Origin of the sequence: uncultured Thioclava sp. (genome assembly GCF_913064665.1) — a bacterium.
Lineage (GTDB): Bacteria > Pseudomonadota > Alphaproteobacteria > Rhodobacterales > Rhodobacteraceae > Thioclava > Thioclava arctica.
Map to the genome: position 1 here is coordinate 1 of NZ_CAJYBT010000048.1, position 24,396 is coordinate 24,396.

The following is a 24,396-nucleotide window of genomic DNA, read 5'->3' on the forward strand; positions in this document are numbered from 1 at the left end:
GGTGTGGGGTTAGGTTGCGGGTGTGCGAGGATGTGCGGCGGCGGCCCCTGTGTTGGTTTTTGTTGGCAGCCCGGTTGTGATGAACGTGAAGGTGTTCTGCGATCTTTACAACGCTGGAATCATTCCGGTGATCGCGCCGGTCGCGACTGGCATGGCCGATAACGAGACCTTCAACGTCAATGGCGACACAGCGGCAGGGGCCATTGCAGGCGCGCTGCAGGCCGATCGCTTGTTGCTGCTGACCGATGTGGCGGGCGTCAAGAATGCGCAGGGCGAGGTGATCACCGAAATGACGCCCGAGGATATCGAGGCGCTGATCGCGGATGGCACGATTGCGGGCGGAATGATTCCGAAAACCGAAACCGCGCTCAAGGCGCTCAGCGAGGGCGTGCGCGCGGTGGTGATCGTGGATGGGCGGGTGCAAAACGCCTGCCTGCTGGAACTGTTCACCGAACATGGCGCGGGCTCGCTGATCCGCTCGACCACGCCGCGCGTGACTCCGCGCGGGCGCTGAGGTCATGCTCCCCGGCTTGCCCGAGGCATTGGCAAGCGACCACCTTTTCGTCTCGGGCGCGCTGCATGAGGGCACGCAGACGGTTCTGCTGCTCTCGCCTGACGAACCGGGCTTTTGGGCTCATGTCACAGCCCAGCCCGAATTTGACGATGGTGCGCCCGATCCGCTGGATCGCTGGTCAAGCCGCGTGATCACCGCATTGGCGGCGCAATTTGGCGCCCAAGCGCTCTTTCCCTTCACCGGGCCGCCGTGGCACCCATTTGTGCGTTGGGCCATCGCCTCGGGGCAAAGTTTCGCCTCGCCCATTCATTTGATCGTGCATCCGCGCATGGGGCTTTGGGCGAGTATGCGCGGCGCACTGGTGCTGCCCACGCACCTGCCCCTGCCCACCCCCGCCGCCAACCCCTGCATCGACTGCGCAGCGCCCTGCACAGCAGCCTGCCCGGTCGCAGCCCTTGGTCCGCAGGGGTATGACGTGTCCGCCTGTCACGCGCATCTCGCCTCTGCCGAGGGGGACGCCTGTCGAAATTCCGGCTGTCTTGCACGGCGCGCTTGCCCCGCCGGTGAAAGCTATGGCAGGTTGGCCATACAATCTGCATGGCATATGAGGCAATTTCACCCATGACTCCAATCGGCCACCGTCGCCTGATCCTCACCCGCCACGCAAAGTCGAGCTGGGATGATCCGCTCATTGAGGATCAGGACCGCCCGCTCAATGCGCGCGGACGCTTCGCTGCCACTGAGCTGGGCGATTTTCTCGCCTCGCGCGGGCTCGAACCCGAAGAGGTCCTCTGCTCAAGCGCCCTGCGCACCCGCGAAACATGGGAGCGCGTGGCCGGTGCCGTGATCGAGACCCGCCCCGAACTGCACTTTAGCGAGCGTCTGTATAACGCAGGCCCCGAGACCCTGCTTGAGGTGCTCAAAACGGCCCATGCACCCTCGGTGATGATGCTGGGCCACAATCCCGGCATCGCGGAATTTGCCCGTCAGTTGCTTGCGCGTGAGGTTCTCGACCCCGATTTCCGCCGCTTTCCGACCTGCGCCACGCTGATCGTCGATTTCCAGATCGAGGATTGGCGCGATCTGGAATTGGGCCAAGGCGCGATGCTCGATTTCTTCACGCCCACCCGGTGACAAAAAAGGGCCGGGAAATCCCGACCCTTCTTCGCATTTGTCAAAATATCCCACGTGGGTCTGGGGGTGTGTAACCCCCAGCCTGTCCGCTCAGTGTCCCAAGATCTGGCTGAGGAACTGCTTGGTGCGATCCGATTGCGGGTTGTTGAAGAAGTCATGCGGGTTGTTCTGCTCAACGATCTGACCGTCGGCCATAAAGATCACCCGGTTCGCCACAGCCTGCGCAAAGCCCATCTCGTGGGTCACACACAGCATGGTCATGCCCTCTTCGGCCAGCTCAATCATCGTATCCAGAACCTCTTTGATCATCTCGGGATCAAGCGCCGAGGTCGGCTCGTCAAACAGCATGATGCGCGGCATCATGCACAGCGAGCGCGCAATCGCCACGCGCTGCTGCTGACCGCCCGACAGCTGGCCGGGATATTTGTCGGCCTGCTCGGGGATCTTCACCTTCTCGAGGAAATGCATCGCCGTCTCAATGGCTTCTTTCTTGGGCGTTTTGCGCACCCAGATCGGGGCCAGCGTCAGGTTTTCAAGGATCGTGAGATGCGGAAACAGGTTGAAGTGCTGGAACACCATCCCCACTTCGCGCCGAATCTTGTCGATATTCTTGAGATCATTGGTCAGCTCGATCCCGTCGACGACGATCTTGCCCTGCTGATGTTCCTCAAGACGGTTGATGCAGCGGATCAGCGTTGATTTCCCCGAACCCGAAGGCCCGGCAATGACGATACGCTCGCCGCGCTGCACGGTCAGGTCGATGTCGCGCAGAACGTGGAACTGACCATACCATTTGTTCATGTTCTCGATCTGGATCGCGACCTCATCGCTGACCTGCATGTGGCTACGGTCAACTTCGCGTTCGAAATGTGGTTCACTCATTGCAAGTCTTCCTTAGTGATTGTCACGTTGCAGCCGGTTCTCGAGATGCATCGAGTAACGCGACATCGCGAAGTTCAGGATGAAGAAGATGGCGCCGACAAAGACGAAGGGTTCCCAGTAGATCCCTTTCCAGTTGAAATCGGCGCGGATGAAATCAGGAATGCCTTTGAGCGGATCAAACAGGCCCACAAAGACGACCAGCGTGGTGTCTTTGAACATCCCGATGAAGGTCGACACGATGCCCGGGATCGAGATCTTCAGCGCTTGGGGCAGAATGATCAGCCGTTGCGCCTTCCAGTAATCCAGACCCAGCGCATCCGCTGCCTCATATTGCCCGCGCGGCAGGGCGGCGAGACCACCCCGGATCACCTCGGCGATATAGGCGGCGGCGAACATCGTCACCAAGATCACCACCCGCAAGATGATGTCAAAGTTTGTGCCCGGCGGCAGGAAGTAGTTCAGCAGCAAGGACGCCACGAACAGCAGCGTGATCAACGGCACGCCGCGAATGAACTCGATGAAGATGATCGAGAAAGACTTGATCAGCAGCATGTCCGATTGCCGCCCCAGTGCAAGGATGATCCCCGCAGGCAGCGACATCACGATGCCCCCCACCCCCAGCGTGATCGCCAGCAAGAAGCCCCCGAACTTGGCCGAATCGACGTGCTCGATGCCAATCGGCATCATCGCCTGGAACAGATCAATCAGCGGGCCAACCGCGAACAGGAAATACAGGATCGCCACGACCGCCCCGGCCGAGAACCCCGCAATGGAGCCGTATTTTCCAACAAAGCTGAACACGGCCCATCCCAGCACGAAGCCAGCCAGCACCAGCAGCGGCGCCCAGATCGAGCCCCCCCACAGCAGCCAGACAGCGACAAAGGGGAAAAGCGGGGTGAACCAGATCACCTTTTTGGGCACGAACTGGAACATCAACGGACCGATCGCCACAAACAGCAGCGCAAAGGTCAGGACCGGGCGCCAATACAGTTCGGACGGATAGAAGCCAAACAGGAACTGGTGCCAGCGCTCACGGATCATCGCCCAGCAAGCTCCGGTAGCGCCCTCGCCATAGCGATCCGTGATAATCGCGCGGCATTCCTTCAGTGAATTGGCATCCCAAACGCCATGGGCGAACCACGGGTAGAAATGCACCACGAAGCTATAGGTCACATAAAGGCCCACCAACGTGAGCAGCGTGTTGAACCAGCCCGAGAACAGGTTCTCGCGCAGCCATTTGATCGCTCCGGACTGACCGCTTGGCGCGGCCTTTTCGGGTAACATCGTGTCGCGCACAAAGGCGACAGTTTGGGCGTGCGTGTCGCTCATATCACCGCTCCTTCAGCTTGACGCGATTGTTGAAGACGTTCATCCCGCCCGAAATCAGCAGCGAGATCACCAGATAGATCAGCATCATCAGCGTGATCGCTTCCAGTTCGCGCCCCGTTTGGTTCAGCGTGATGCCCCCCAGCGTGCCGCGCAGATCGAGATAGCCGACCGCGATGGCGAGCGAGGAGTTCTTCGTCAGGTTCAGATATTGCGAGATCAGCGGCGGGATGATCACCCGCAGCGCTTGCGGCAAGATCACCAGGCTCATCGTGCGGTTCGCGCGCAGACCCAGCGCAAAGGCGGCTTCGGTCTGGCCTTTGGAGACCGCCAGAATACCGGCGCGCACGATCTCGGCGATGAAGGCAGCGGTATACAGTGACAGCCCTGCCCATAGCGCCACGAAGGCGTTGGACACGTTCGTGCCCTTGACGAAGTTGAACCCTTTGAGCACCGGCTCTTCTGGGTTAATGCCCAAAGCCGTGACGAGAATCGCAACCGGAAGTACCCAGATCGCGAGGTTCGTCCACAACGTCGTCGGTCGCACCCCGGTGGCTTCTTGAACGCGCGCGGCGCGTTTGTTCACCAATTTGACCGCGAACCAGCTGGCCAGCAAAACCACCACGATGGCGAGGAAGTTCAACGAGATCGGCGCCAGCGCCGTATCCAGCGAGCCGAGACTGCGATCGAAGTGGATCGAGGGGATCGCGGTGTAGCGGTTGGTGAAGGCCACCGATTCCAGCACCATCGAGGTTTGCGCCTCACCGGTTGCCGGGTTCACCTTGTATTGGTTGGGCGACGGGGCGGCCTCGGTCAAAAGCGCAATCGCGACCAAGATCCACAGCAGCACGGGGATGTTGCGAAACACCTCGACATAGATCGTCATGAGACGGCCCACGAGCCAGTTTTTCGACAGGCGCAGCACACCCACGATCACACCGATGACGGTCGCCGTGATACAGCCCAGAAACGACACCCACAGCGTGTTGAGCAGGCCCACCAAAAGCGCGCGGCCATGCGACATATCGTTGTTATAGGGGATCAGCGCGTTGCCGATATCATAGCCCGCGCGTTGCGAAAGAAATCCGTAATTGAAATCTTTGCCCAGCGCGTTGAGGTTCTGGATCGTGTTGTCGACCAGCCAGCCGACAAAGCCCATCACCAAGAACAAAACGACGATCTGGATCGTGATCGAGCGATAGCGCGTATCATATATAAGTTGGCTGAGCCGGAAGCCTGTGTGCTCCGGCGCGTCTGGCGCAGTAGTCATCTGTATTTCCCCTGTTGCCGTAGCGCTTGTTGTTATGTGGCCATTCTATGTCGGGCCTTGGGGATGGTCTCCCCCGCGCACGGTCTTTTGATAAAAGGTCAGGGGCGCGGGTTGAACCCGCGCCCCTGCCAGTCCCTCCTTAGCGGAAGGGAGGTGCGTACATCAGACCACCTTGGGTCCATTGTGCGTTCAGGCCGCGAGCCAGACCGATCGGGGTCTGCTCACCAATGGTTGCGGCAAAGATTTCGCCGTAGTTGCCATTGGCCTTGATCGCGTTCACAGCCCAATTCTTGTCGAGGCCGATCATCGCGCCAAGATCACCTTCGGTGCCCAGCAGACGGTTGACTTCAGGGTTCTCGGTGCCTTTGGCCAGCTCGTCGATATTGGCCGAGGTTACGCCATATTCTTCAGCAGCGATAAGCGCGAAGATCGTCCAGCGCACGATATCGGTCCACTGGTCGTCGCCCTGACGCACAGCCGGAGCCAGCGGCTCTTTCGAGATGATCTCGGGCAGGATGACGTAGTCTTTCGGGTTGGCAAAGGCTGCGCGCGTCGCGGCCAAACCAGAGGCGTCGGTGGTGTAAGCGTCACACGCGCCGGCCAGGAACTGCTGCTCACCTTCGGCATTTGAGTCGACGGTGATGGGCTGATAGCTCATGTTGTTGGCTTTGAAGTAGTCAGCCAGGTTCAGTTCGGTCGTGGTGCCGGTCTGGATACAGACGGAAGCCCCGTCGAGTTCCTTCGCCGAGGTCACGCCCGAATCCTTGCGCACCATGAAGCCCTGACCATCGTAGTAGTTGGTCGCGGTGAATTGCAGCTTCAGGTCGGTGTCGCGCGAGAAGGTCCAAGTGGTGTTACGCGCCAGCAGGTCAACTTCGCCCGAACCCAGTGCGGTGAAACGCGTCTGACCCGAGGTCGGCACGTATTTCACTTTCGAGGGATCACCGAGCACGGCACCAGCAACGGCTTGGCAGATTGCCACATCAAAGCCCGACCAGTTGCCATTCGCATCGGGCGCAGCAAAGCCGACAAGCCCGGTGTTGACGCCGCAGATCAGCTCGCCACGTGCCTTAACGTCGTCGAGCGTTGCTGCACCAGCAACCCCGGCAACCAAGGTGGCAGCAGTCAATGCGCCGATAAACACGGATTTCTTCATTTTTACCTCTTCCTGTTTTCGCCGCTCTGTGGGGAGCGGTTCTTGACAGCCCGCAATGGGCCCAATCACTGTGTACGATGACACATAGTAACGAAAGTGTGGTCCATATATTGAAAGAAGGTCAAGGCCGCTTTCCAATTTCCGTGAGGACAAATGCACATTTGATCAGCAATGGCCTTTGAAAAAGGCGCATTCCTCATCGTTGACAAAATCGCGAGAGCTCACGAATGGGCGAGAGTCCAGAATCGCGCGGCGTGTAACAGCGCCTCACATTTCAGGGACGCCAGCGCATCGGCCTCGTCATCCGCGCCCCACAGGTCGCGTTGCCACGTTTCATCAAGGCGCGACAGTTCCCACGCTTGTTGCGCCTCCAGCCGACCGCGCGCTACGGCAAGGCCGAGAATCAACGAGCCGGTCAGCGAAATCAGATCATGCATCGCCGCCAGCGCGAAGGGGCTCATCGCGGCCAGTTCACCGCGCAACCGCGCCAGCGCGGCGACGTCTTGATCCACCGGGATCACGCCCGATGTGACGACAAGCTGCACGCCATATTCATCTGCTGCCCAATTGAGCAGCGCATCCCAAGCCTGCGCCTGACGCGCCACCAGCTCCTCGGGGCTTTGAGCGCGATAGCACAGCAGATCGGTGCCGCCATACTCGGCCAGCAAATCGACCACCTCGTCGAACTGCACCGCAACCTTGTCAATCGCGGCATTGGCCGAGCGGGTGACGGGCATCGTTTCGGGGCGGATCACACCGTCTTGGGCGTCCCATTCAGCGGCGATCGCCTGCGCCATGGCGCGGCTTGGCACGCGCAGCTCGGCCTTGGCGGGGGTGCGCAGCGGGCGGCCATCCAGCGTAACGCCGAAATCCTGCGCGCCCTCATCCACCGAGGCTTCTTTCCAAAACCGTTTTGCGGCCCATTCGCTCATGCAGGTATCTCCCAATGTGCGACCAGTGCGGCCTCGAGCGCATCAAAATCATCCACCATCCGATGCGCGCCCGCGGCCTCTAATTCGACGCCCGGATGATAGCCCCAGCGCACGCCAATCGTGGCCACGCCCGCCGCCCGGCCCATCTCGATATCATAGCTGGTATCGCCGATCATCACCGCGTCCCCTGCCCCAACCCCCGCCTCGGCCAGCGCGGTGGCGATCATCGAGGGGTGCGGTTTGGAGGGGTGATCATCAGCCGTTTGCAAGCTGACAAACAGCCCGTTTAGACCATGATGCTCGATCAGCGCGCGCAAGCCCCGGCGCGATTTTCCCGTGGCGACCGCCAGCAGCATGTCGTCGCGCGTCGCCAAGCGATGCAGCAATGCCGCCGCACCAGGATAGAGCGGCGCAGGATCGGCCGCGCGCGCGGTCATATAGCTGTGCTTATAGCCCTCGACGATGCGGGCCTGCGTGTCGCCATTCAGTTCCGGCGCAAGGCGGGCCACCGCAACGGGCAGCGACAGTCCCACGATCTGCAACACCGCCGAGGCCGCAGGAGCCGCCAGCCCCGCCGCCTCAAACCCCATCCCCATCGCATGGGTGATATGGGTCTGGCTGTCGGAAATCGTGCCGTCGACGTCAAAGATCGCCAGCTTCATGCGAGATCCTCAAACGGATCGGCAGGCACGTCGCGCTCGTTCCAGCCCAGCGTTTTCCAAGTTCGCTTCATGTGATCGGGCATCGGCGCGACCAGCGTGATCCGCTTGCCGCTGACGGGGTGGTCAAAACTGATCTGGCGGGCGTGCAGATGCAGCTTGCGGCTGATCTCTCCGCCCAGTTGCGCGCCCCAGCCATCGCCCAGATTTTCCTGCCCCGAGCCACCATATTTTCCGTCGCCCACAATCGGGTGGCCGATCTCGGCCATATGGGCGCGCAGCTGATGGGTGCGCCCGGTGATCGGCACCAGTGCAACCCAAGCCGCGCGTGTTCCCAGCGCATCGAGCACCGCATAATCAGTCGTCGCGCGCTTGGCGTTTTCGGTCTGATCGACCTTGGAGGGGTGGATGCAATGCATCTTTTCGCCCTCGCCGCCGCGCCCATGCCCCGGTGCCTTGACCAGACCAAAGCGCACCGTGCCCATTTTCGGGTTGGGCACACCGGCGACCGCCGCCCAATAGATCTTGCGGGTGGTCTTGGACCGAAACGCCTCGGACAGGCGGCGCGAGACCCGGTCGGTGCGCGCCAGCAGCAGCACGCCCGAGGTGTCCTTATCCAGACGATGCACCAGCTTGGGCTTGTCCTTGTAGCCAAACAGCAGCGCCTCGGCGAGCCCATCCACATGGCGATTGCCCTGCCCCGAGCCACCCTGACTGGGCAGCCCGGCAGGTTTATTCAGCGCGATGATATGTTCGTCTTTCCACAGCACGCAGCCTTGGATGAACTGCGCGTCGGCCTCAGAGATACCCTCAACGTCGATCGGCGGCGGGGCATCGGGGATCGGCGGCACGCGAATGGTTTGGCCGGGCGCGACCCGCGTGTTGGCCTTGACCCGCCCGCCATCGACGCGCAGATCGCCCTTGCGGCACATCTTTTCGATCATGCCTTGGCTTAGTTGCGAAAACCGCCGCTTGAGAAAGCGATCAAGGCGCTGCTCGCCCTCGGCCTCGGTGACTTCGATCTGCTGCACACCGCTCATAATATTGTCCTCATAACATGCACACCCGCGACAAGACCCAGCAGGCCCGCCCCCACCGACAGCGCGACATAAAGCGCCGCAAGCGAGACATTGCCCCGCTCAATCAGGCGATATGCCTCAAGCGAGAAAGACGAAAACGTCGTAAACCCGCCCAACACCCCGGTCGCGAGCAAGGCGTTCCAATGGGTCAGTTGCTTATCGCCCAGAAACACCACCAGCGCGCCCATCAGGAACGAGCCAATGATATTGACGGTGATCACGCCCAGCGGAAAGCTATGCGCCCCAAAGCCGCGCATCATCCCGACCCCTACCAGATAGCGCCCCGAAGCCCCAATCGCGCCCCCAAGCGCCACCTGCAAAACCGTTGTCAGCATGGATGTCTCCTTTGCCGCCCTTGGACCGAAGGGGGCGGCAAATGTCAAGTTTGGCGGCGTGTACGCTGCTTGGCGAACCAATCGAGGCGCTTTTTCAACTCACGTTCAAAGCCGCGCTCGACGGGCTGATACAGCACCGGGCGTTTCATTGTCTCGGGGAAAAAGTTCTGCCCCGAAAAGCCGTCTTCGGAATCATGGTCATATTGATAGCCTGCACCGAACCCCTGACTTTCCATCAGCTTGGTCGGCGCGTTCAGGATATGTTTGGGCGGCGGTTCGGAACCGGTCTGCTTGGCCGCCGCGCGCGCCGCCTTATAGGCGACATAGCCCGCATTCGATTTCGGCGCGAGCGCAAGATAAAGCACCAGTTGCGCCAGTGCCAATTCGCCCTCGGGGCTGCCAAGGCGTTCGTAGGTGTTCCACGCGTCGATGCTCAAGACCTGCGCCTGCGGATCGGCCAGGCCGATATCTTCGACCGCCATGCGGGTCAGGCGACGCGCCAGAAAGCGCGGGTCTTCGCCGCCCTCGAGCATCCGCGCGAACCAATACAGCGCGGCATCCGGGTCGCTCCCGCGCACCGATTTATGCAAAGCCGAGATCAGGTTGTAATGCTCATCGCCCGACTTGTCGTATTTCGCCGCGCGCTTCATCAGCCGCGTGGACAGCGCATCGGTATCCAGCGGCGCGGCAAGCTTCCACGCTGCCACCTGCTCGATCAGGTTCAGCAATGCGCGACCATCGCCATCGGCCATCTCCAGCAGTGCCTCACGCGCCGGGCCGGTTAGCGGTAGCGCGCGTTCCAGCGCCTTTTCTGCGCGCTGCGCGAGGCGTTCGAGATCAGCCAAATTAAGCCGTTCAAGGATCATCACCTGCGCGCGCGACAGCACAGCGGCGTTCAACTCAAAGCTGGGGTTTTCGGTTGTAGCCCCGACCAAAAGAATCGTGCCGTCTTCCATATGAGGCAGGAAACTGTCTTGCTGGGCCTTGTTGAAACGGTGGATCTCATCGACGAATAACAGCGTGCCGCGCCCTTGTTGACGGCGCAGCTTGGCGGCCTCGAACACTTTACGCAGATCGGGCACGCCGGTGAAAATCGCGGAAATCTGCACGAAGGCCCGATCGGACGCATCCGCCAATAACCGCGCGATCGTAGTCTTGCCCACGCCGGGCGGCCCCCACAGGATCAGTGACCCTAGTGAGCCCGCCGCCAGCATCGCCCCTAGCGGCGCATCGGGGCCCAGCACCTGCTCTTGCCCGATCACCTCGGACAGCGCGCGCGGACGGATTCGATCGGCCAGCGGGCGCGAAGCCTGTGGAACGTCGGAGGGGGTATTTGAGGGGGTATCGAATAGATCGGCCATAGGGCCGCAATCTAGTGCCTGCGGGCAGCCGGGGGAAGCCCCCGCGCGAGCAGTCGCGCGGGGGAATGGCAAGCAATCTCAGTGCAGGTTTTGCGAGAAGTCCATCGACACGACCTGATTGTTGATCCCGTCGATTTCCATCACCGGGCCCATCGCGGTCATATCAACCCCGACACGCCCCGCCCAACGCGGCCAATTGGCATTGAGCAAGGTCAGAGCCGAACGCGCGCCCAGACGCCGCGCGGCGCTGCCGATCTCCATCACCAGCTTGGCATGCACCCGTCGCCGGATCCCGGCGGGCACGTCATGGGCCACGAACAGACGCGAGCTTTCCCAAACCGTTTCGGACACCGGGGCCTCGTCATAAAGAAGGTTCGAGGGGATGGTGGCCAATAGCCCGCGCTGAGCGTCGCGGATCATATAGGTGTAGATGCCGCATTTCGTGGTGGTCGGCGTCAAACGGTTGCCCGCCAGCACCTTGCCCAGCTCATCATGCACGACGACCCAGCGGCTCGCAGGGGTGTCGTATTGGTCGTATTCCATACCCATCGCTTCGGGCAGGTCCCATTTGTTCTGAACAATAAACAGCTCACGCCGGGCACGAAGCATATTGGCAAACAACGTGCCATGGTTGTGGAAATTGTCGAACGAAAGTGTGGTGGTCTGCATGTCTTCCTCCTGCAGGGTTGGTTGGTTAAACAGCCGAGCGGAGGGCGACAGGCACTAAAGCAGTCTAAAATCTTTTGCGCGTTGTATGGCTTCGGCCGTTGTTCTGGCCATTAACCGTACTCGCACCGAATTCAGCCGCGCCTTGAGGGCGCTTTCAGAAATCCCAAGTTTTGCGGCTGCCGCCGCGTGTCGATCGCCCCCAGCAACACAGCGCAGGGCCTCGATCTGGGCTTTCGTCAGGTTTTCGGGAGGCTGGGTGAAACCGTGCAACTCGCACACGATATCTTGCAGCGACGCGATCTCTTCGTCTGTATATTCCCGGTCGTCACGCGCGAAACTTGCGATTGTGCGGGATTTTATCGGGCCACAGGAAATCGTGCACCCGAACTTGAGGCCGAATTTACGCGCCTCGACAAAAAGAAGAAACGGATCTGGAAGACCCGGATCACTCCATCGGATCGAGCCGTTCGAAGAAAACCCCCAGGCTGTCATAGGATCGCGCAGCACAAACCCGTTTTCAGTGTAATGATCCAACCAAGCCTTACTATAGGTCTGGAACGTCATTAGCGGGGCCGTAAAGCGGATATGCAATCCCACAAAATACCCGAGTGGCGCCAAACGGCCCAGCTCTTTTAGCTTCAGATCGATTCTGCTCTGTATCGACATATCTTTTTAGACAGGTTGAGGAAAATTCGGTCAACTTTAAAGTGTATCGTTCCGATTTTTTTCACGTTTCTTTTATACGAGTACTCAATCCACGCGCGTAAGGAAAGTGCAAGCTGCCCCTAAAGTTCACGGTAAACTTCGCCATTTCTAGGGCAATTCGTCATAAAATCAAAAGAAAACCCGCCGATAAGGGCGGGTTCTCAAATAAGCTAATTTTTTAGGCAGCCGAAACGTGGCCGAAAGCGCAGGACTTAGTCGGCTGCGGCTTCTTCGGCTTCGACGCGGGCTTTGTCAGCCTTGCCTTTGGCGGCCGGGTCGCGGTCCACGAATTCGATGATCGCCATCGGGGCCATGTCGCCATAGCGGAAGCCCGCCTTGAGAACGCGAACATAACCGCCCTGACGCTCTTTGTAGCGCGGGCCGAGGATTTCGAACAGTTTCGCGACATACTGATCTTGCTTGAGCTGGCTGGCAGCCTGACGACGTGCGTGCAGATCGCCGCGCTTGGCAAGAGTGATCAGTTTTTCGATCACCGGGCGCAGTTCTTTGGCTTTGGGCAGAGTCGTTTTGATCTGCTCATGCTCGATCAACGAGCCAGCCATGTTGGCAAACAGCGCCTTGCGGTGCTCATGGGTGCGGTTCAGGCGGCGATAGCCGCGGGCGTGACGCATGTGAATTCTCCAAATCTTGCGTTTTGCTTTGTCAGGCCAGCGATGCGTGTCACCGGCTCACCTTGGGGCCTTGCGACCCAGATCTTCCCCGGCAGGTCCGGGCATTTTCAGGGGGCCGTTTAACCCGGCCCCCCGCATTCGTCAATCAGAACTGGTCTTCGAAACGCTTGGCCAGATCTTCGATGTTCTCTGGCGGCCAATCTTCGACTTCCATTCCGAGATGCAGCCCCATGCCCGAAAGCACTTCCTTGATCTCGTTGAGCGACTTGCGCCCGAAGTTCGGGGTGCGCAGCATCTCGGCCTCGGTTTTCTGGATCAGATCGCCGATATACACGATGTTGTCGTTCTTGAGGCAGTTGGCCGAACGCACCGACAGTTCCAGCTCGTCCACTTTCTTCAGCAGAAGCGGGTTGAACTCGAGACCGTCATCCGCGTCTTGCTTGCCAGCCGATTCCGGCTCGTCGAAGTTGACGAAGATCGACAGCTGATCTTGCAGAATGCGCGCAGCGAAAGCCACCGCGTCATCGGCCGACAGCGAGCCATCGGTTTCGACTTTCATCGTCAGACGGTCATAGTCGAGAACCTGACCTTCGCGGGTCGGGTGGACTTCGTAGGCGACCTTCTTGACCGGCGAGTAGATCGCATCAATCGGGATCAACCCGATCGGCGCATCTTCCGGACGGTTCTTGTCCGCGGCGACATAGCCCTTGCCCGTGTTCACGGTCAATTCCATGAACAGGTCAGCGCCGTCGTCGAGGTGGCAGATCACGTGCTCTTTGTTGAGCACTTCGATGCCAGAGGTCTCGGTGATGTCGCCTGCGGTGACCACGCCCGGCCCTTTGGCAGAGATCGAGAGGCGCTTGGGCCCTTCGACATCCATGCGCAGCGCCACACCTTTGAGGTTCAGCACGATATCGGTCACGTCTTCACGCACACCGGGCACGGACGAGAACTCGTGCAGCACGTTGTCGATCTGAACGCTGGTGATCGCAGCCCCTTGCAGCGAGCTGAGCAGAACGCGACGCAGCGCGTTGCCCAGCGTCAGGCCAAAGCCACGCTCCAGCGGTTCTGCAATAATGGTCGCCTGGCGCAGCGGGTCATTGCCCGGCTTCACGTCAAGCTGCGTGGGCTTGATCAATTCGGCCCAATTCTTGTGGATCATGCGTTTGCCTCCATACTTGTCCCAGACCCATGTCCAAAGTCGGGACGCCCGAGGAAAAAACCGAAAAACACGCCTGGGCCGCGCGGGCTAACCGCACGGCCCAGCCGCTAAAGTGTAGATTAGACGCGGCGGCGCTTCGGCGGGCGGCAACCGTTATGTGCGATCGGCGTAACGTCGCGGATCGAGGTCACTTGCAGACCAACAGCCGCCAGCGCGCGCAGTGCCGATTCACGACCCGAACCGGGGCCTTGAACTTCGACATCAACGGTCTTGAGACCGTGATCCTGCGCCTTTTTGGCTGCATCTTCTGCCGCCATCTGGGCTGCATAAGGCGTCGATTTACGCGAGCCTTTGAAACCCATCGTGCCAGCCGAGCTCCACGAAATCGCGTTGCCCTGCACGTCCGAAATCAAGATCTTGGTGTTGTTGAACGACGAATTCACATGCACAACGCCAGTGGCGATGTTCTTGCGTTCCTTGCGCTTAGCGCGAACTTTTTCACGAGCCATCTGTCCTGCCTCCCCTTACTTCTTCTTGCCAGCGATAGCTTTCGCCGGGCCCTTGCGCGTGCGCGCATTGGTATGGGTGCGCTGGCCGCGCACGGGCAGGTTGCGACGATGGCGCAGACCGCGATAGCAGCCCAAGTCCATCAGACGCTTGATGTTCATCTGGGTCTCACGACGCAGATCGCCTTCGACGGTCAGGTTGGCGTCGATATGCTCACGGATGGCAAGCACTTCGCCGTCCGACAGCTCGTTGACGCGACGGGTCGAATCGATGCCAACGGCTTCGCAGATTTGACGCGCCGTGTGTTGACCGATTCCGGTGATGTAGGTGAGTGCGATCGGGACGCGTTTCCCGGTCGGAATGTTGACGCCAGCAATACGTGCCAAAGCGTTTATCCTTTCGTTGCGGTTCCGTGATCCCAGAACCTTTTTTCACAACACAAGGCCCGAAACTGGCGCTTCGGGCCCGTGATCACTCTCCCAAAGAATCTTCCGTAAACGGAAATGATTCTGATAAGGGACGCCGTGACCTAGAGGCAAACGCCCGCAGGGTCAAGCTTTGTTTAACAGTTTAGTTCTGCTGATCGAGAACACGTGAGATAGCATCGCCAACCGCGTTCATTTCGGCGAGACCATCAATCTGGAACAATTCGCCAGCGTGATAGTAATAGCCAATCAACGGTGAAGTCTTTTTATAGTATTCCATCAACCGTGTGCGCAGGCTGTCTGCGTTGTCATCGGCGCGCCGTTTGAGATTGCCCGACCCGCAAACATCGCATTTGCCAGATTCTTTCGTCGGCTTGGTTTCGTCGTGATAAACCTCGCCGCAGTCGCCACAGGTATAGCGCCCGGTGATGCGGCTGACGAGGGCTTCGTCATCGACCTGCATCTCGATCACCGCATCCAGCTTTTGGCCCATCCGCGCGAGCAACCGCCCCAGCGCATCGGCCTGCCCCAAGGTGCGCGGGAAGCCGTCAAAGATGAACCCCGCGCCCTCATCGGCAGCCAGTTTCTCTTCGATCAGCCCGATCACGATCTCATCGGTCACAAGCTGGCCCTTGGCCATCACCTCGGCAACTTTGTTGCCCATCTCGGTGCCCGAGTCCTTGGCCTCGCGCAGCATGTCGCCGGTTGAAAGCTGCACCATGCCGCGTTCTTCGACCAAACGGCGGGCTTGGGTGCCCTTGCCTGCGCCGGGTGGCCCCAAAAGGATGATATTGGTCATCGTCTGTATCCCCGAAATCTCGAATTAGCGGCGTGCGGGCGGCTTGCGCGGCCCTTTTTTCTTTCCACGGCCCCGCAGCTGCGAGCGCTCGATCAGCCCCTCATATTGGTGGGCCAACAGATGCGACTGGATCTGGTTGATCGTATCCATCGCAACCGACACGACGATCAGCACCGAGGTGCCGCCGAAATAGAACGGGATCGAGAGTTGCGAGCGCAGGATCTCGGGCAGCAGACAAACAGCCGCCAGATAGCCAGCGCCGATCATCAGAATGCGCGAGACAACGTAATCGAGATATTCCTCGGTCTTTTTGCCGGGACGAATGCCGGGCACAAAGCCACCTTGGTTCTTCAGGTTCTCAGCCACCTCGTCGGATTTGAACGACACGTTGGCGGTGTAGAAATAGGCAAAGAACACAATCATCGCGACGTAGAACAGCAGATAGAGCGGCTGACCGGGCCCGAAATAGGCCAGAACCGTCGACATGATCGGGCCGGTATTGGCGCCCGAAAAGGTCGCGATCGTGGTCGGCAGCAGTAGCAAGGACGATGCAAAGATCGCCGGGATGACGCCTGCGGGGTTGACCTTGATCGGCAGGTGGCTGGAGCCACCGTCATAGACCTTCATGCCAACCTGACGGCGCGGATACTGGATATGGATCTTGCGCAAGGCGCGCTCCATGAACACCACGAAGGTGATCACCACCGCGATCATCAAGATCACACCCAAGATCACCGGGGTCGAGATTGCACCCGCCCGGCCCTGCTCGAGGAAGCGCGCAAGGGCTGCGGGGATTTCGGCCACGATACCGGTGAAGATGATCAGCGAGATGCCGTTGCCGATGCCGCGTGCGGTGATCTGCTCACCCACCCACATCAAGAACATCGTGCCGCCCACCAGCGTAATCACCACCGCTGCGATAAAGAACAGCCCCGGATCATGCGCCAGATCGCCTTTTTCAAGGCTTACGGCCAGACCCCAGGCTTGGAACGTCGCCAGCGCCACGGTCGAATAGCGCGTGATCTGGTTGATCTTTTTGCGGCCCTGCTCGCCCTCTTTCTTCATCTGCTCCAGCGCGGGGACCAAGGCGGTCAGCAGCTGAATGATGATCGAGGCCGAAATGTAGGGCATGATGCCAAGCGCGAATACGCCCATCCGCCCCAACGCGCCGCCAGTGAACATCGACAACACGCCACCCAGGCCAGAGCCCGCGCTTTGCATGAAGTCGCGCAGCGCCTGCGCGTCGATGCCGGGGACCGGAATGTAGGTGCCCAAACGGTAGATGATCAGCAAACCGATAGTGAAGAAGATGCGCTGGCGAAGCTCGGTGGCTTTGCCCAGGGCGTCCCAGCTCAGGTTCGCCGCCATTTGCTCTGCAGCAGATGCCATATGCCTGTCTCTTTCATGTAAGCAGCCGCCAGACCGTTTCCCGGTCGGGCGGCGCCTTGGAAAACTAAGACTGTGTAATCGGGCGCGCGCCCGCTCACAACAGCTTATTCGGCAGCGGTCGCCACCGTGATCTTGCCGCCAGCCTTTTCGACCGCTTCAATCGCGGATTTCGAAGCACCGGTGACCGTGATCGTGACTTTCGAGGTGATCTCACCCTTGGCCAACACGCGCACGCCATCGAGCTTGCGACGCACGAGACCCGACGCGATCAGCGCGTCTTCGGTGATCTCGGCTTTGCCATCGAGTTTGCCTTCGGAGATGAAACGTTCGATCTGGCCGAGGTTCACCACGTTGAATTTCTTTGCATTCGGCGGCGTAAAGCCACGCTTGGGCAGACGGCGATAAAGCGGCATCTGGCCGCCTTCGTAACCGTTCAGAGCCACACCGGAACGCGATTTCTGACCCTTGATACCACGGCCAGCCATCTTGCCTTTGCCCGAGCCGGGACCACGCGCAACGCGCTTGGCTTTTTTCGCAGCGCCGGGATTGTCGCTTAGTTCATGCAGTTTCATGTCGCTTCTCCTTGCCGGAACACCACCATCGAAGCGTTTGGGTGGGACACGGCTATTCGTGATTGATTCTGATGCGGCCACAGGGCCACCGCGTGCGTATAAACGCGCGCGGGTGTTGATGCAAGAGCGCCTAGATTGGCTAGGCATCCAAAACTATCAACCCATCAACCCTTTTGGAACGCGAGTATAACAAAGACTATCAAAGCCCCGGCACACCTCACCTAAACATATCACGCCTTTCCGCAGCCTTCTCGCTTTTCACATCGGCGTTCTGCGCTTCGTGATGCGTTGGATGGAGCGTAAGTGGAATGCTAAAGCTCACGCGACTAACCTGCTCGGCAGCAATCGATTTTCCGGCCTTTGCTCCGATATCCAATGACAGCACCTTAATGCCCGCCTTTCCCTCGCCCGAGGTTTCTGACGACGCGGTCACAGCGACATCGAACGAGATGTTTTGAACGCGGCGCATAGTGTAGTTCTCACTATCAGGCTGATACACATCGTTACCAGACCGGGAAGAAGGCGGATTTATCAAAATATCCTTGTCCGAATACTTCTGCTGAAGCTCCGACGTCGCATCAGCAATTGCCGAAATAGTTTCAGCAATAAATTCTTTGAGATCCAAAGCATCGTCCCTTCTTAAGCATTCCTGAAAACTAAGGAGTGCTTAGCCGTAAATCAAATAACAAAAAAGACGCCCCGGTCTTCCAACCGGGGCGTCTTTATCTTTACCAAACCAAGCTTGACGCTCAGCCGCGCTCTTCGATGATCTTCACCATGTGCGGGATCTTGGCGACCATGCCGCGCACGGCGGGGGTGTCTTCAAGCTCACGGGTGCGGTTCATCTTGTTCAGGCCCAGACCCTTGAGGGTCGCAGCCTGGATCGCGGGGCGACGGATCGGCGAGCCGATCTGTTTGACTACGATAGTTTTAGCCATGTCTCGCTCTCCTTACGCTTCCGCAGCTGCGGCCGGGGCCTCAGCGTCGGGTTTCTTGAGGATGTCGGCGACTTTCTTGCCACGACGCGCAGCGACCTGACGGGGGCTGGCTTCTTTGCCAAGACCGTCGAGCGTGGCACGGATCATGTTATAGGGGTTCTGCGAGCCGATCGACTTCGCAACAACGTCCTGAACACCGAGCATCTCGAACACGGCACGCATCGGACCACCGGCGATGATCCCGGTACCAGCCGGAGCGGTCCGCATGACCACTTTACCAGCGCCGTGACGGCCCTCGATATCGTGGTGCAGGGTGCGACCGTCGCGCAGCGGCACGCGCATCATGTTGCGCTTGGCGGATTCAGTCGCCTTGCGGATCGCCTCGGGGACCTCTTTGGCCTTACCCTTGCCGAAACCGACGCGGCCGCGCTGATCGCCAACAACGACGAGAGCAGCAAAGCCGAAGCGCTTACCACCTTTAACGGTTTTGGAAACGCGGTTGATCGCAACCAAGCGATCTGCGAATTCCGGAGTCTCGTCGCGGTCTTGGCGGCCCCGACGGTTATCACGTTCTGCCATGAGGCAATTCCTTTCAAGATGGCGCACTTGCACGCCAATTTATCCAATCCAAGTGGGCCGCCGCAGGGACGCCCCCGGATCATCGGGGGGACGCGAACGTCCCCCACCGGTTCTTAGAACTTCAAGCCACCTTCACGCGCAGCATCGGCCAAAGCCTTGATTTTGCCGTGAAAGAGGAAGCCGCCGCGGTCGAAATAACAGGCTTCGACACCGGCTTTCTTGGCACGCTCGGCGATAGCAGCACCGATTTTGGTGGCTGCTTCGACGTTGTTCTTGCCCACGACACCGAAATCTTTTTCGAGCGTCGAGGCCGAAGCCAACGTCACACCGTTCACGTCATCGATCAGCTGAACGCTGATGTTCTTGTTCGAACGGTGCACCGAAAGACGGGCGCGACCAGCGGCCATCTTGCGCAGTTTGTTCCGGACGCGCAGGCGGCGCTTGAGGAACAGATCTCTTTTGCTGTTTGCCATTTTTGCGCCCCTTACTTCTTCTTGCCTTCTTTGCGGAAGACATACTCGCCCTTGTAGCGAATACCTTTGCCCTTATAGGGCTCGGGTGCGCGCCACTCGCGGATGTTGGCCGCAACTTGGCCCACCTGCTGCTGGTCGATACCTTCCACAACGATTTCGGTCTGCTTGGGGGCCGTAACGGTCACCCCTTGCGGAACCTCGAAGTTCACTTCGTGCGAGTAACCGAGCGACAGTTTCAGGACATTGCCCTGCATCTGTGCACGATAACCGACGCCTTGGATTTCAAGCTCTTTCTTGAAGCCCTCGGTGACGCCCTGCACAAGGTTCGCAACCTGCGAGCGGGCCATACCCCACTGCTGGCGCGCACGCTTGGACGAGCCGCGCGGCGTGATTTTGATGGCGTTCTCTTCAATCGTGAAGGTCACGTCATCCGTGGCGGTGAATGTGCGGGTGCCCTTGGCACCCTTCACTTCGATGGTCTGGCCCGACAGAGACGCCGTAACGCCGCTGGGAAGCTCGACCGGTTTTTTACCAATACGAGACATTGAGCCCTCCTTAGAACACGGTGCAGAGCACTTCACCGCCAACATTGGCAGTGCGTGCGGCCGCGTCAGACATCACACCTTTAGACGTCGAGACGATGGAAACGCCAAGACCCTGACGAACCGTCGGCACATCCTTCGCGCCCATATACACACGACGACCGGGGGTCGACACGCGCTTGAGCTCACGAATAACGGGGGTGCCTTCGTAGTATTTCAGGCTGATTTCAAGCTCCGGGTGCCCTGCGGCATTCGAAGCGGCTTCATATCCGCGAATATAGCCCTCATCCTGAAGCACATCGAGAACCCAAGCGCGAAGCTTGGAGGCCGGCGTGCGGACGGTGGATTTGCCGCGCATTTGCGCGTTGCGGATGCGGGTCAGCATATCGCCGAGAGGATCGTTCATAGACATATCTCGGTCTCCCTTACCAGCTCGACTTTACCATGCCGGGGATCTGACCGTAGGAGGCCAGTTCGCGCAGCATGATCCGCGAGAGTTTAAGCTTACGATAGTAAGCGTGGGGGCGGCCTGTCAGTTCACAACGGTTGTGAAGGCGAACAGCCGACGAGTTGCGGGGCAGTTCGGCGAGTTTCAGAGACGCTTTAAAGCGCTCTTCCATCGGACGTTCTTGATCCGCGATGATTACCTTGAGCGCGGCGCGCTTCGTCGCATACTGTTTGACCAGTTTTTGACGCTTCACTTCGCGCGCAACCATGGATTTTTTAGCCATTAATCTCTCTCCCCGCGATCAGCTGTTGAACGGCATGTTGAAAAGTTTCAACAGCGCCTTCGCTTCGGCATCCACGTTGGACGTGGTGCAGATGATGATGTCCATGCCCAGCACTTCGTCGACTTTATCGAAGTCGATTTCGGGGAACACGATCTGTTCTTTCAGGCCCATGGCAAAGTTGCCACGACCATCAAAGGACGGCTTCACGCCACGGAAGTCGCGCACGCGCGGCATTGCAACGTTGATCAGGCGGTCGAGGAATTCATACATCCGGTCGCCACGCAGCGTGACTTTACAGCCCAGCGGCATTTCTTCCCGAACGCGGAAACCAGCGATCGACTTTTTCGCCATGGTCATGACGGCCTTTTGACCAGCGATGAGCGTCAACTCCTCGGCGGCTTGCTTGACCTTCTTGGTGTCCTTGACGGCCTCGCCAACACCCATGTTCAGGACGATCTTGTCCAGACGCGGGATTTGCATGTCGTTCTTATAGCCGAACTCTTCTTTCATCGCGGCGCGAATCTGGTCGGTATAAGCGGCCTTCAGGCGCGGCGTATAGCTTGCTTGATCGAGCATCAGATCGCCTCCCCAGTGGTCTTGGCGAAACGCACTTTCTTGCCGTCTTCCTCACGGAAGCCAACGCGGGTGGCTTTGCCATTCTTGTCCATCAGCGACAGGTTCGACAGTGCGATCGGCATAGCCTTAGGCTGGCGACCACCCTGTTCGGTCTGGGTCTGACGGGTGTGACGGATGGAGACGTTCACGTCTGCCACGACTGCTTTGCCAGCTTTGGGCGAGACAGAGGTGATTTCCCCCTGCTTACCTTTGTCTTTGCCAGCAAGCACGATGACCTTGTCACCTTTACGGAGCTTAGCAGCCATTACAGCACCTCCGGAGCAAGCGAGATGATCTTCATGAAGTTCTTTGCACGCAGCTCGCGCACGACCGGCCCGAAGATACGGGTACCGACCGGCTCACCATTGTTGCCAAGGATGACGGCAGCGTTGCGGTCGAAACGGATGGCGGTGCCATCTTCACGACGAACTTCTTTGGCGGTGCGTACGACGACGGCCTTACGGACGTCACCTTTCTTTACGCGGCCGCGCGGGATGGCTTCCTTAACGGAAACGACGATGACATCGCCAACCGACGCATAGCGACGGTGCGAACCACCCAGGACCTTGATGCACTGAACTCGGCGAGCGCCGGAGTTGTCAGCAACATCCAGATTGGTCTGCATCTGGATCATTTAGGTTTCTCCCGACCTATGGGGACGCCCGTGCAGACAGGGGCCCCAGGGTTTCGATTGAGCTGAACGCTCGTCTTGGCCGTTAGGCCGTGACGACCGTCCAACGCTTGGTCTTCGAGATCGGCGCACATTCTTCGATACGAACAATGTCACCGGTCTTGAATTGGTTAGCCGCGTCATGGGCGCGGTATTTCTTGGATTTCCGGATCGTCTTTTTGAGAACCGGATGCGTGAAGCGGCGCTCAACCGAAACCGTGATGGTTTGGTTGTTTTTGTCCGAGGTCACGGTGCCTTGAAGGATACGTTTGGGCATGGAAGCTCTCCTTAGTTCGCGGCTTCAGCAGCTTTGTGGTTCAACACGGTCTTGATCCGCGCGACGTTGCGGCGAACCTTGCGCATACGCGCGGTGTTCTCGAGTTGGCCGGTGGCTTGCTGGAAGCGGAGGTTGAAAGCTTCCTTTTTCAGCGAAACGAGCTCGTCTTTCAGCTCATCAGGCGTCTTAGCCTTGAGTTCTTGGGCGTTCATCCCGGGTCCTTTCTTGGCATCAGAGGGCCCCTTAGGGTGACCCTTGATCTGATGGGTTATGTCGGTCCTGTCTTCAGGAACTCGCGGCATCTAACAGAGGGAATCGGATATGGCAAGGATTCATTGGCCTTTGCCCCGCTTTGGCGTAAGCACGAGGGCAACCCCACCCCTATCAGTTCGGAAACTCCCATGTCGAAGTCCAAATCGAAATCGAAATCGCCCGCTAAAGCCGCCGAGAAGGCCGAAGCGAAAGCCATCGAGAAGGCCGCTACGAAATCCTCAGGTGCAGCCGCCCCAAAATCACAGATCGAGTCGCTCTTTGCCACCCGCCTATATCGCGCGGATCTGTCAGCCTATGCGCCAAAGGTCGATGCCGATGAGCTCGCGGCGTCCTGCTATGCCATCGCCGAGGATGACGAGGCCGGCCAGCAATGGTGCGAGGAGAACGACTACCCCGGCTATACCAGCTACGCTTCGCTCACCGACCTGCCGTGGCGTTTCCCGATCTTCAAGGACATCGTGAAAGCGCTCGATAAACATATCGCGGCCTTCGCCAAGGATCTGGAATTTGATCTCGGCTCGGGCAAGCTGGTGCTGGAAGATATCTGGATCAACATCCTGCCCGCGGGCGGAACCCATGCCTCGCACATCCACCCCCATTCGGTGATTTCCGGAACGACCTATGTCGCCATGCCCGAGGGTGCCTCAGCCCTCAAACTCGAAGACCCGCGCCTTGCGATGATGATGGCCGCGCCCACCCGCATCAAATCCGCCCGGCGCGAGCTGCAACCCTTCATCTATGTCAAACCCGAGATCGGCGAAGTCCTGCTCTGGGAAAGCTGGCTGCGCCACGAGGTCCCGATGAACCTGTCTGAGGACGACCGCATCTCGGTGAGCTTTAACTATAAATGGGTGTGAGCGCCGCTCCCCGCGCAAAGCGCGGGGATGAAACGCTCCAGTGGAGCGTTTCAAGGCGCGAACGCCCTCAGCGTAAGCGCAGGGCTGACATGAGGCGATGAAAGCTTTGCGGTTTTTGTGGCTCGCATCAGTTCTGGTACCTTCTGACAGAGACAAGGCATTTTCGACAATCAGAACTTATGGAGGGCGCTCGAATGTTTGGCTTCGGGAAAAGTAAGGACCAAAAGGTATATGAAGGCTTGCAGCCCGTATTAGCAATGCAGCAGAGATTTGGCGGCATCCCACCCGGATTTTGGCAAAACCCGTTCGTATTAGGCTATTTTACCTTTTTTTCTCGCTTCTTGATGCAAGATTTCTTCGGTGACAGGCTTTCGTATGAAGAGATCGGGAATATTTCGATATCGGTTATGCAACGTCTTTCAAACCTTAATGGTGTCACTCTTGTAGAAGATGCAATGCGATATCAATCAACTAATAACGACGAATTCGAGCATGGTGCTGACATGGCAGCCGTCCTAGCTTTTTTCATGGCAGGCAAGATGTCGATGCAAACGAAACCTTACCTTGATCGCGCATTAAATGAAGTTTCACCAAATGGCGAACAGCCAGATAAAGGAATGATGTTTGCAGCCTTGTATAGAATAACTTTCCGAGAGGAGATTGATCGTCGTTTTTCTTGAAGAGAAGCTTAAAAATCTAGAGTTTCCTACCCACAAACCAAAAGCCCCCGCCGATTGCTCGACGGGGGCTTTCGTTTGTCTATCACTCGAACTGGTCCGGAAACTGCCGGTGGCAGCTACGCCCTTTTACCAGTCCTGACGCTCGACGATGCGGCAGGCGACCGAGAGTTTCGCGGCGCCGAGGCGCAGGGCCTCGCGGGCGATGACTTCGTTCACACCGTCGATCTCGAACATGACGCGGCCGGGCTTGACG

The 24,396-nt window shown here is 59.0% G+C and carries 35 protein-coding genes and 1 pseudogene; 5 read left to right on the top strand and 31 right to left on the bottom strand.

All coding sequences use genetic code 11. The features are described 5' to 3' along the window. Positions 1 to 58: 58 nt before the first annotated feature. From argB to QZ571_RS15780, 3 genes and pseudogenes are all read left to right on the top strand, one after another. Positions 59 to 514 (top strand): annotated as a pseudogene (argB, locus tag QZ571_RS15770) (acetylglutamate kinase); the annotation flags it as partial. Positions 515 to 518: 4 nt separating this feature from the next. Continuing rightward, entirely contained in the window at positions 519 to 1,139 is a 621-nt protein-coding gene (locus QZ571_RS15775; RefSeq protein ID WP_295536836.1) for a ferredoxin, read from the top strand. After that, complete coding sequence (locus QZ571_RS15780; RefSeq protein ID WP_295536837.1) at positions 1,136 to 1,648, top strand: histidine phosphatase family protein; 513 nt, start codon at positions 1,136 to 1,138, stop codon at positions 1,646 to 1,648. The genes QZ571_RS15775 and QZ571_RS15780 overlap by 4 nt, the downstream gene beginning before the upstream one ends. A 90-nt stretch (positions 1,649 to 1,738) precedes the next feature. Here QZ571_RS15780 and QZ571_RS15785 read toward each other — a convergent pair whose 3' ends face one another. The 30 genes from QZ571_RS15785 to rpmC all read right to left on the bottom strand — a co-directional run bounded on the left by QZ571_RS15785 (position 1,739) and on the right by rpmC (position 22,545). Then, a complete protein-coding gene (locus tag QZ571_RS15785) occupies positions 1,739 to 2,530 on the bottom strand; it encodes an amino acid ABC transporter ATP-binding protein (RefSeq protein WP_295536838.1) in 792 nt (263 codons plus the stop codon). A 12-nt stretch (positions 2,531 to 2,542) separates the two neighbouring features. Further along, complete coding sequence (locus QZ571_RS15790; RefSeq protein ID WP_295536840.1) at positions 2,543 to 3,859, bottom strand: ABC transporter permease subunit; 1,317 nt, start codon at positions 3,857 to 3,859, stop codon at positions 2,543 to 2,545. Between the two features lies 1 nt (position 3,860). After that, positions 3,861 to 5,126: an ABC transporter permease subunit gene (locus QZ571_RS15795; RefSeq protein ID WP_295536842.1), complete on the bottom strand. Its 1,266-nt coding sequence runs from the start codon at positions 5,124 to 5,126 to the stop codon at positions 3,861 to 3,863. A gap of 139 nt (positions 5,127 to 5,265) precedes the next feature. Beyond that, positions 5,266 to 6,282: an amino acid ABC transporter substrate-binding protein gene (locus tag QZ571_RS15800; RefSeq protein ID WP_295536844.1), complete on the bottom strand. Its 1,017-nt coding sequence runs from the start codon at positions 6,280 to 6,282 to the stop codon at positions 5,266 to 5,268. A gap of 221 nt (positions 6,283 to 6,503) precedes the next feature. Then, positions 6,504 to 7,214 (bottom strand): ATP12 family chaperone protein, encoded by a 711-nt coding sequence (locus QZ571_RS15805; protein WP_295536846.1) that lies wholly within the window; start codon positions 7,212 to 7,214, stop codon positions 6,504 to 6,506. After that, positions 7,211 to 7,876 carry an HAD-IA family hydrolase gene (locus tag QZ571_RS15810; protein WP_295536847.1) on the bottom strand — a complete coding sequence of 222 codons (666 nt, stop codon included), beginning with the start codon at positions 7,874 to 7,876 and terminating at the stop codon, positions 7,211 to 7,213. Before QZ571_RS15810 ends, QZ571_RS15805 begins: the two co-directional genes overlap by 4 nt. After that, positions 7,873 to 8,913: an RluA family pseudouridine synthase gene (locus QZ571_RS15815; protein WP_295536849.1), complete on the bottom strand. Its 1,041-nt coding sequence runs from the start codon at positions 8,911 to 8,913 to the stop codon at positions 7,873 to 7,875. The genes QZ571_RS15810 and QZ571_RS15815 overlap by 4 nt, the downstream gene beginning before the upstream one ends. Further along, a complete protein-coding gene (crcB, locus tag QZ571_RS15820; protein WP_295536851.1) occupies positions 8,910 to 9,287 on the bottom strand; it encodes a fluoride efflux transporter CrcB in 378 nt (125 codons plus the stop codon). The genes QZ571_RS15815 and crcB overlap by 4 nt, the downstream gene beginning before the upstream one ends. Before the next feature lie 44 nt (positions 9,288 to 9,331). Next, positions 9,332 to 10,648: a replication-associated recombination protein A gene (locus tag QZ571_RS15825; RefSeq protein WP_295536853.1), complete on the bottom strand. Its 1,317-nt coding sequence runs from the start codon at positions 10,646 to 10,648 to the stop codon at positions 9,332 to 9,334. Between the two features lie 78 nt (positions 10,649 to 10,726). Beyond that, a complete protein-coding gene (locus QZ571_RS15830; protein WP_295536855.1) occupies positions 10,727 to 11,317 on the bottom strand; it encodes an acyl-homoserine-lactone synthase in 591 nt (196 codons plus the stop codon). A gap of 54 nt (positions 11,318 to 11,371) precedes the next feature. Continuing rightward, entirely contained in the window at positions 11,372 to 11,983 is a 612-nt protein-coding gene (locus QZ571_RS15835; protein ID WP_295536857.1) for an autoinducer binding domain-containing protein, read from the bottom strand. Between the two features lie 251 nt (positions 11,984 to 12,234). Beyond that, positions 12,235 to 12,654: a 50S ribosomal protein L17 gene (rplQ, locus tag QZ571_RS15840; RefSeq protein WP_295536859.1), complete on the bottom strand. Its 420-nt coding sequence runs from the start codon at positions 12,652 to 12,654 to the stop codon at positions 12,235 to 12,237. A 145-nt stretch (positions 12,655 to 12,799) separates the two neighbouring features. After that, positions 12,800 to 13,816, bottom strand: a complete 1,017-nt coding sequence (locus QZ571_RS15845) for a DNA-directed RNA polymerase subunit alpha (RefSeq protein WP_295536860.1) — start codon at positions 13,814 to 13,816, stop codon at positions 12,800 to 12,802. 119 nt (positions 13,817 to 13,935) lie between these two features. Then, entirely contained in the window at positions 13,936 to 14,325 is a 390-nt protein-coding gene (gene rpsK, locus QZ571_RS15850; protein WP_295536862.1) for a 30S ribosomal protein S11, read from the bottom strand. A 15-nt stretch (positions 14,326 to 14,340) separates the two neighbouring features. After that, positions 14,341 to 14,709, bottom strand: coding sequence for a 30S ribosomal protein S13 (gene rpsM / locus QZ571_RS15855; RefSeq protein ID WP_295536864.1), 369 nt, complete (start codon positions 14,707 to 14,709; stop codon positions 14,341 to 14,343). Positions 14,710 to 14,893: 184 nt separating this feature from the next. Next, on the bottom strand, positions 14,894 to 15,547 hold the full coding sequence (locus QZ571_RS15860) for an adenylate kinase (protein WP_295536865.1): 654 nt from the start codon (positions 15,545 to 15,547) through the stop codon (positions 14,894 to 14,896). Between the two features lie 24 nt (positions 15,548 to 15,571). Further along, positions 15,572 to 16,936, bottom strand: coding sequence for a preprotein translocase subunit SecY (gene secY / locus QZ571_RS15865; RefSeq protein WP_295536866.1), 1,365 nt, complete (start codon positions 16,934 to 16,936; stop codon positions 15,572 to 15,574). A gap of 104 nt (positions 16,937 to 17,040) precedes the next feature. Continuing rightward, positions 17,041 to 17,508 carry a 50S ribosomal protein L15 gene (gene rplO / locus QZ571_RS15870; RefSeq protein ID WP_295536868.1) on the bottom strand — a complete coding sequence of 156 codons (468 nt, stop codon included), beginning with the start codon at positions 17,506 to 17,508 and terminating at the stop codon, positions 17,041 to 17,043. A 217-nt stretch (positions 17,509 to 17,725) separates the two neighbouring features. After that, positions 17,726 to 18,133 (bottom strand): trypco2 family protein, encoded by a 408-nt coding sequence (locus QZ571_RS15875; protein WP_295536870.1) that lies wholly within the window; start codon positions 18,131 to 18,133, stop codon positions 17,726 to 17,728. A gap of 124 nt (positions 18,134 to 18,257) precedes the next feature. Further along, positions 18,258 to 18,446, bottom strand: coding sequence for a 50S ribosomal protein L30 (rpmD, locus tag QZ571_RS15880; RefSeq protein ID WP_038130290.1), 189 nt, complete (start codon positions 18,444 to 18,446; stop codon positions 18,258 to 18,260). A 12-nt stretch (positions 18,447 to 18,458) separates the two neighbouring features. After that, positions 18,459 to 19,025, bottom strand: coding sequence for a 30S ribosomal protein S5 (rpsE, locus tag QZ571_RS15885; protein WP_295536872.1), 567 nt, complete (start codon positions 19,023 to 19,025; stop codon positions 18,459 to 18,461). A gap of 113 nt (positions 19,026 to 19,138) precedes the next feature. Next, positions 19,139 to 19,498 carry a 50S ribosomal protein L18 gene (gene rplR, locus QZ571_RS15890; RefSeq protein ID WP_295536873.1) on the bottom strand — a complete coding sequence of 120 codons (360 nt, stop codon included), beginning with the start codon at positions 19,496 to 19,498 and terminating at the stop codon, positions 19,139 to 19,141. A gap of 11 nt (positions 19,499 to 19,509) precedes the next feature. Beyond that, entirely contained in the window at positions 19,510 to 20,043 is a 534-nt protein-coding gene (gene rplF / locus QZ571_RS15895; protein ID WP_295536876.1) for a 50S ribosomal protein L6, read from the bottom strand. A 10-nt stretch (positions 20,044 to 20,053) separates the two neighbouring features. Next, entirely contained in the window at positions 20,054 to 20,452 is a 399-nt protein-coding gene (gene rpsH / locus QZ571_RS15900) for a 30S ribosomal protein S8 (protein ID WP_295536877.1), read from the bottom strand. Between the two features lie 13 nt (positions 20,453 to 20,465). After that, positions 20,466 to 20,771 (bottom strand): 30S ribosomal protein S14, encoded by a 306-nt coding sequence (gene rpsN, locus QZ571_RS15905; protein WP_295536879.1) that lies wholly within the window; start codon positions 20,769 to 20,771, stop codon positions 20,466 to 20,468. Positions 20,772 to 20,789: 18 nt separating this feature from the next. Beyond that, entirely contained in the window at positions 20,790 to 21,347 is a 558-nt protein-coding gene (gene rplE / locus QZ571_RS15910; protein ID WP_295536880.1) for a 50S ribosomal protein L5, read from the bottom strand. Further along, entirely contained in the window at positions 21,347 to 21,652 is a 306-nt protein-coding gene (rplX, locus tag QZ571_RS15915) for a 50S ribosomal protein L24 (RefSeq protein WP_295536881.1), read from the bottom strand. The genes rplE and rplX overlap by 1 nt, the downstream gene beginning before the upstream one ends. Further along, positions 21,652 to 22,020, bottom strand: coding sequence for a 50S ribosomal protein L14 (gene rplN, locus QZ571_RS15920; RefSeq protein ID WP_295536884.1), 369 nt, complete (start codon positions 22,018 to 22,020; stop codon positions 21,652 to 21,654). Before rplN ends, rplX begins: the two co-directional genes overlap by 1 nt. Before the next feature lie 82 nt (positions 22,021 to 22,102). Continuing rightward, positions 22,103 to 22,333 carry a 30S ribosomal protein S17 gene (rpsQ, locus tag QZ571_RS15925; protein ID WP_038130273.1) on the bottom strand — a complete coding sequence of 77 codons (231 nt, stop codon included), beginning with the start codon at positions 22,331 to 22,333 and terminating at the stop codon, positions 22,103 to 22,105. Between the two features lie 11 nt (positions 22,334 to 22,344). Continuing rightward, entirely contained in the window at positions 22,345 to 22,545 is a 201-nt protein-coding gene (rpmC, locus tag QZ571_RS15930) for a 50S ribosomal protein L29 (protein ID WP_038130271.1), read from the bottom strand. Between the two features lie 189 nt (positions 22,546 to 22,734). Here rpmC and QZ571_RS15935 point away from each other — a divergent pair, with 189 nt between their 5' ends. After that, positions 22,735 to 23,463, top strand: coding sequence for a 2OG-Fe(II) oxygenase family protein (locus tag QZ571_RS15935; RefSeq protein WP_295536886.1), 729 nt, complete (start codon positions 22,735 to 22,737; stop codon positions 23,461 to 23,463). Positions 23,464 to 23,657: 194 nt separating this feature from the next. Continuing rightward, positions 23,658 to 24,143 (top strand): hypothetical protein, encoded by a 486-nt coding sequence (locus QZ571_RS15940; protein ID WP_295536887.1) that lies wholly within the window; start codon positions 23,658 to 23,660, stop codon positions 24,141 to 24,143. 126 nt (positions 24,144 to 24,269) lie between these two features. Here the strand turns inward: QZ571_RS15940 and QZ571_RS15945 are convergent. Then, positions 24,270 to 24,396: ribosomal protein L16 (locus QZ571_RS15945; protein ID WP_295536888.1), on the bottom strand; the 127-nt coding region annotated here is incomplete at its 5' end.

Bases quoted from the DNA above. Each gene is read 5' to 3' on its own strand.
- rpsH (WP_295536877.1), bottom strand. From the start codon at position 20,452: ATGTCTATGAACGATCCTCTCGGCGATATGCTGACCCGCATCCGCAAC.
- QZ571_RS15775 (WP_295536836.1), top strand. From the start codon at position 519: ATGCTCCCCGGCTTGCCCGAGGCATTGGCAAGCGACCACCTTTTCGTC.
- QZ571_RS15860 (WP_295536865.1), bottom strand. From the start codon at position 15,547: ATGACCAATATCATCCTTTTGGGGCCACCCGGCGCAGGCAAGGGCACC.
- QZ571_RS15940 (WP_295536887.1), top strand. From the start codon at position 23,658: ATGTTTGGCTTCGGGAAAAGTAAGGACCAAAAGGTATATGAAGGCTTG.
- rpsK (WP_295536862.1), bottom strand. From the start codon at position 14,325: ATGGCTCGTGAAAAAGTTCGCGCTAAGCGCAAGGAACGCAAGAACATC.
- rplR (WP_295536873.1), bottom strand. From the start codon at position 19,498: ATGGCAAACAGCAAAAGAGATCTGTTCCTCAAGCGCCGCCTGCGCGTC.
- QZ571_RS15935 (WP_295536886.1), top strand. From the start codon at position 22,735: ATGTCGAAGTCCAAATCGAAATCGAAATCGCCCGCTAAAGCCGCCGAG.
- rplF (WP_295536876.1), bottom strand. From the start codon at position 20,043: ATGTCTCGTATTGGTAAAAAACCGGTCGAGCTTCCCAGCGGCGTTACG.
- QZ571_RS15845 (WP_295536860.1), bottom strand. From the start codon at position 13,816: ATGATCCACAAGAATTGGGCCGAATTGATCAAGCCCACGCAGCTTGAC.
- QZ571_RS15835 (WP_295536857.1), bottom strand. From the start codon at position 11,983: ATGTCGATACAGAGCAGAATCGATCTGAAGCTAAAAGAGCTGGGCCGT.
- QZ571_RS15830 (WP_295536855.1), bottom strand. From the start codon at position 11,317: ATGCAGACCACCACACTTTCGTTCGACAATTTCCACAACCATGGCACG.
- rpsQ (WP_038130273.1), bottom strand. From the start codon at position 22,333: ATGCCCAAACGTATCCTTCAAGGCACCGTGACCTCGGACAAAAACAAC.
- QZ571_RS15795 (WP_295536842.1), bottom strand. From the start codon at position 5,126: ATGACTACTGCGCCAGACGCGCCGGAGCACACAGGCTTCCGGCTCAGC.
- rplN (WP_295536884.1), bottom strand. From the start codon at position 22,020: ATGATCCAGATGCAGACCAATCTGGATGTTGCTGACAACTCCGGCGCT.
- rpmD (WP_038130290.1), bottom strand. From the start codon at position 18,446: ATGGCTAAAACTATCGTAGTCAAACAGATCGGCTCGCCGATCCGTCGC.
- QZ571_RS15780 (WP_295536837.1), top strand. From the start codon at position 1,136: ATGACTCCAATCGGCCACCGTCGCCTGATCCTCACCCGCCACGCAAAG.
- QZ571_RS15785 (WP_295536838.1), bottom strand. From the start codon at position 2,530: ATGAGTGAACCACATTTCGAACGCGAAGTTGACCGTAGCCACATGCAG.
- QZ571_RS15800 (WP_295536844.1), bottom strand. From the start codon at position 6,282: ATGAAGAAATCCGTGTTTATCGGCGCATTGACTGCTGCCACCTTGGTT.
- QZ571_RS15810 (WP_295536847.1), bottom strand. From the start codon at position 7,876: ATGAAGCTGGCGATCTTTGACGTCGACGGCACGATTTCCGACAGCCAG.
- QZ571_RS15815 (WP_295536849.1), bottom strand. From the start codon at position 8,913: ATGAGCGGTGTGCAGCAGATCGAAGTCACCGAGGCCGAGGGCGAGCAG.
- rplX (WP_295536881.1), bottom strand. From the start codon at position 21,652: ATGGCTGCTAAGCTCCGTAAAGGTGACAAGGTCATCGTGCTTGCTGGC.
- crcB (WP_295536851.1), bottom strand. From the start codon at position 9,287: ATGCTGACAACGGTTTTGCAGGTGGCGCTTGGGGGCGCGATTGGGGCT.
- rpmC (WP_038130271.1), bottom strand. From the start codon at position 22,545: ATGAACGCCCAAGAACTCAAGGCTAAGACGCCTGATGAGCTGAAAGAC.
- QZ571_RS15825 (WP_295536853.1), bottom strand. From the start codon at position 10,648: ATGGCCGATCTATTCGATACCCCCTCAAATACCCCCTCCGACGTTCCA.
- QZ571_RS15805 (WP_295536846.1), bottom strand. From the start codon at position 7,214: ATGAGCGAATGGGCCGCAAAACGGTTTTGGAAAGAAGCCTCGGTGGAT.
- rplQ (WP_295536859.1), bottom strand. From the start codon at position 12,654: ATGCGTCACGCCCGCGGCTATCGCCGCCTGAACCGCACCCATGAGCAC.
- rpsE (WP_295536872.1), bottom strand. From the start codon at position 19,025: ATGGCAGAACGTGATAACCGTCGGGGCCGCCAAGACCGCGACGAGACT.
- rpsN (WP_295536879.1), bottom strand. From the start codon at position 20,771: ATGGCTAAAAAATCCATGGTTGCGCGCGAAGTGAAGCGTCAAAAACTG.
- QZ571_RS15790 (WP_295536840.1), bottom strand. From the start codon at position 3,859: ATGAGCGACACGCACGCCCAAACTGTCGCCTTTGTGCGCGACACGATG.
- rplO (WP_295536868.1), bottom strand. From the start codon at position 17,508: ATGAAACTGCATGAACTAAGCGACAATCCCGGCGCTGCGAAAAAAGCC.
- rplE (WP_295536880.1), bottom strand. From the start codon at position 21,347: ATGCTCGATCAAGCAAGCTATACGCCGCGCCTGAAGGCCGCTTATACC.
- secY (WP_295536866.1), bottom strand. From the start codon at position 16,936: ATGGCATCTGCTGCAGAGCAAATGGCGGCGAACCTGAGCTGGGACGCC.